The following is a 3442-nucleotide window of genomic DNA, read 5'->3' as shown; positions in this document are numbered from 1 at the left end:
TGTTGATTTTTTAGTCATGAGTATAGCCATGGGAGACGAATACATTGAATCTAGGCGATCGCTCCTCCCCTTGTCAACCCCTTTATTCTTTTATGGCGACGATTTGAGCCAGGGGTTATGATGGATAATCATAAAAAAGGAGATGTTTCGGAAGGAGAATTTAGAGGTGATGGAGTGGCAAAGTGTGGTTAACTCGATTGATGAGTTTGTGTTTGAACAAACTGGGGAACACTTGGATAGTCTGCAATTAGCGATTTTAAAGGGAGTCCTGAATGGGGACAAGTATAGTGCGATCGCCAAGCAGTACGGATGTAGCACAGGTCATGCCAAGGATAAGGGATACGAACTGTGGCAGTTATTATCAAAAGTCTTTGATCAAGATGTTAATAAATCAAATTTAGTCGCTACAGTTGAGCGTTTAGGGTTTGTAAATTATCAGTCTCCTTTTATTGGCAATAATGTGCGCGTTAATACTATTAATCTTTGCAGTAATTATGAAACAGCCAATTTAGAACATCAGGATAAAGTCCATCCTGAATCTCCAGTCAAAAATACCATATATGAAGACCAAATAGTTGAACATATCTTGCAAGAGACTAAATTTAAGGCGGTGGAGAAACTAAGTCAACTCGGTTTAACACCGGAACAAATTGCCGAATCCTTAGATTTACCCTTACCAGAAGTTCAGAATTGGATAGAGTAAATTTATTTTAATTGTGAGAATTTTGGATTAGATTATCTGGCATCACAGTATGGATTTTGGAYGACACTATTCGGTTCTACACTATCGATAAGCCAGGTACTTTTATTTTGGTCAAAAATTAAATTAAATATCAAGCTTTCACAGGGAGTCTGGCCATTTTTCATGTGGTATTTCAACCACACTTTAATTTTGGCTTTGCTATTATTTTTAGCAAAAGTCTGGAAAGCATAAACCTCAACTTTTCGGACAGAATCCCACCAATTATCCTTAACCCTTTGAGCGGCTCTTCGTCGCCAAGGGTCGCTGAGTAACTTGATAGCCTCTTTTCTGTTACTGGTGGCTAACTGATAATACCTAACAATTGTTTGTTTAGGATCTGAATTTAGCCCCGCCGTTTGATTTGCAGAGGATTGCGAAGCTGTTTTTTGAATTTGGGATTGCCAACCGAAATAAACAGAGGCACTAACAATACACAAGGCTACAGCAATCCACTTTTGTGTTTTTGATACTTTAAATTGAGCAACTTTTAATTGTATCCATTGAACAAATGGATGAGTGGGTTTGCTGGGGGTAAATTGATTAGTAGGTGCAGGTGGTGTAGGAAGGATAGTTAAAGGTGATATGGATATGGGCCTAGGCAATGGGCTTGGAGGGACATTAGGTGATCCATAACTTGGAGTAATAGTAGGTTTATTTAAATTAGAATTAGCGCAATTTTTGATAATAGTAGGTAAAGATGAACTTCCGGTATTAGGCGAAGCTGATCCGGCAGGATTTTCAAATATATCAACCCCAATTTGAGCTTTCCGTTCACACCAGTAACATCTGCCATAGGTTCTAGCATAATAATGCTGTTCTCCGGCCACAGAACATTGTTTTAAATCCTTGATTGCCACTTCTAAAGCATTTTGCCATTCCGATGCACTAGGTCGAGCATAAGGATTGCGATGTCCATCATCAAAACAGCGACGAAATAAGGCTTGTAGCTGAGGATGTATCACATCAAATGATATGGTTATGGGACTAGGTTTAACCTTAGAGCTTTTACCATAGACCCAGTGTCCTTGAGCAATTTTTTCTCCTAAACTTGGAGGGTCACCAGAGCCATTCCACTTACCTGAAAACGGGTGATCGTTAAAAAGTAACTGCCAAATTAGAATAGCTAATCCAAAGCGATCATGTACTTCGTGCCTATCGAAATCGCGAAAGCTTTTTCCGTACATTTCCGGTGGCGTATATTCTTCCACCCCGACATTACAACGATAGACTTTTGAATTGCGAGGATTTGTTACTTGAAAAGAATCGGTGTCTATGATAGAAACATAAGTATTTCGTTTTACCAAAATATTTTGACCATTAATATCTCCTATGACATATTTTTTGGCATGAATAGACGAAATACAAGCCGCAATATTCATAGCTGTAGCGTGTAAGTATAACCAATTAAAAGTCGGGGCGTTTTGTTTTCTAGCAGCAGGATGATATATAACTGAAAATTCTAATGTATTGCTAATATAAGGCAGTAAAAACCCTTTTGGTATTCCTTTATCTGTGAGAATACACTGCGGCCAAACAATTGAGATATGTCCATTTTTTAAAGCTGGTTGCTGGGGAGAATTACTAATCATTAAGCGTAGTTTATCCCAAGTATCACTGGGTGCTGACTTAAGATATATCTTGGCTACAAAACCAGCCTTGCTAGTCTCATAAATTATTGCTTCTCCTCCTCTGGCAATTTCTTTGTTAAGACTAACCAACTCTCCGGTTGTTTCAGATTTGAGATACTTCATAATACTATCTACTTTGATTTACATAAATATCAACACTAATGATTAAGATTAAACTGTATACAATATACATTAATATTTGCATCAATAATCCATTAGACAAAATACTTATCAAAAGGCTGATTAATGTCATTAAAATAACTATTAGGATTATGTATAACATTTTGTTTACCCAAGGTTGTATAGAATCAAGACTAAATTTATATTGCCAATATTGATGGTTTCGATTACCTCTATGATTGATGTTTACTTCTTTAATCGGCAATTCATAATCATTAAAGTCAATTCGTCGCAGTAAATCAATGAAATTTTTTTGATCTACTTTTTGGTCGGATATGACAGAGATTGTTAAAATTCTTTTTTTAAAACTTAATTTTATATCTATATTATGATACTGATTCTGGGTGAATTTATAAATGTCTTCCTTGATTTTGTCAAATTCTGGCTGAATATTATATGATGGTTGGCTATTTAGTGAATCATCTTCCAAAGATTCAATGGGATCTCTTGATGTAGATGGTGATTGAGAAATAGCAGAAGGGGAGGGGGAGGGATTGAGTTGGATGTTTGATGATTGAATGGGACCTGATGAAGAGTTATGATTTTGACTATTTTGAATACAAAGTAATACCGTTTTGTCATCATCAGTTCTTTGATTTATGTCATCAGATTTTAGCCAATCACTGACAATATTTTTTGTCTCCGCTTCTGTTTTATGGGAACGCATAATTTGTGTTTCCACAGGCTCAAAAAACTTATCATAAGCCTTCCATTGTTTAGATTTAATCAACGAAATATGTTCTATGCCATCAGTAGCTGCACAAATAAAATCAATCGGTTCAGCAATAACTTTAACTTGCATATACTGATCAGCAGAAGCAGAAGTGATCGGGACATACTCATTCGCATATTCTCCTTTTTGAGGTTGGAATATAAGTTGATAATTGGGAAA

General features: G+C 36.3%; 3 protein-coding genes. 1 reads left to right on the top strand and 2 read right to left on the bottom strand.

All coding sequences use genetic code 11. From position 1 onward, the window contains the following. The first annotated feature begins 169 nt into the window (after positions 1 to 169). Positions 170 to 703: a hypothetical protein gene (locus B9T16_RS27040; RefSeq protein ID WP_014276567.1), complete on the top strand. Its 534-nt coding sequence runs from the start codon at positions 170 to 172 to the stop codon at positions 701 to 703. 32 nt (positions 704 to 735) lie between these two features. Here B9T16_RS27040 and B9T16_RS27035 read toward each other — a convergent pair whose 3' ends face one another. Continuing rightward, positions 736 to 2493: a helix-hairpin-helix domain-containing protein gene (locus B9T16_RS27035; RefSeq protein WP_410246214.1), complete on the bottom strand. Its 1758-nt coding sequence runs from the start codon at positions 2491 to 2493 to the stop codon at positions 736 to 738. A 4-nt stretch (positions 2494 to 2497) separates the two neighbouring features. Next, on the bottom strand, positions 2498 to 3442 hold a 945-nt coding region (locus tag B9T16_RS27030; protein ID WP_410246213.1), incomplete at its 5' end, for a protein phosphatase 2C domain-containing protein.

Source organism: Arthrospira sp. PCC 8006 (genome assembly GCF_046480465.1).
Lineage (GTDB): Bacteria > Cyanobacteriota > Cyanobacteriia > Cyanobacteriales > Microcoleaceae > Limnospira > Limnospira platensis.
The sequence above is the reverse complement of the archived record's forward strand: the minus strand, read 5'-3'. Positions and strand labels throughout refer to the sequence as shown.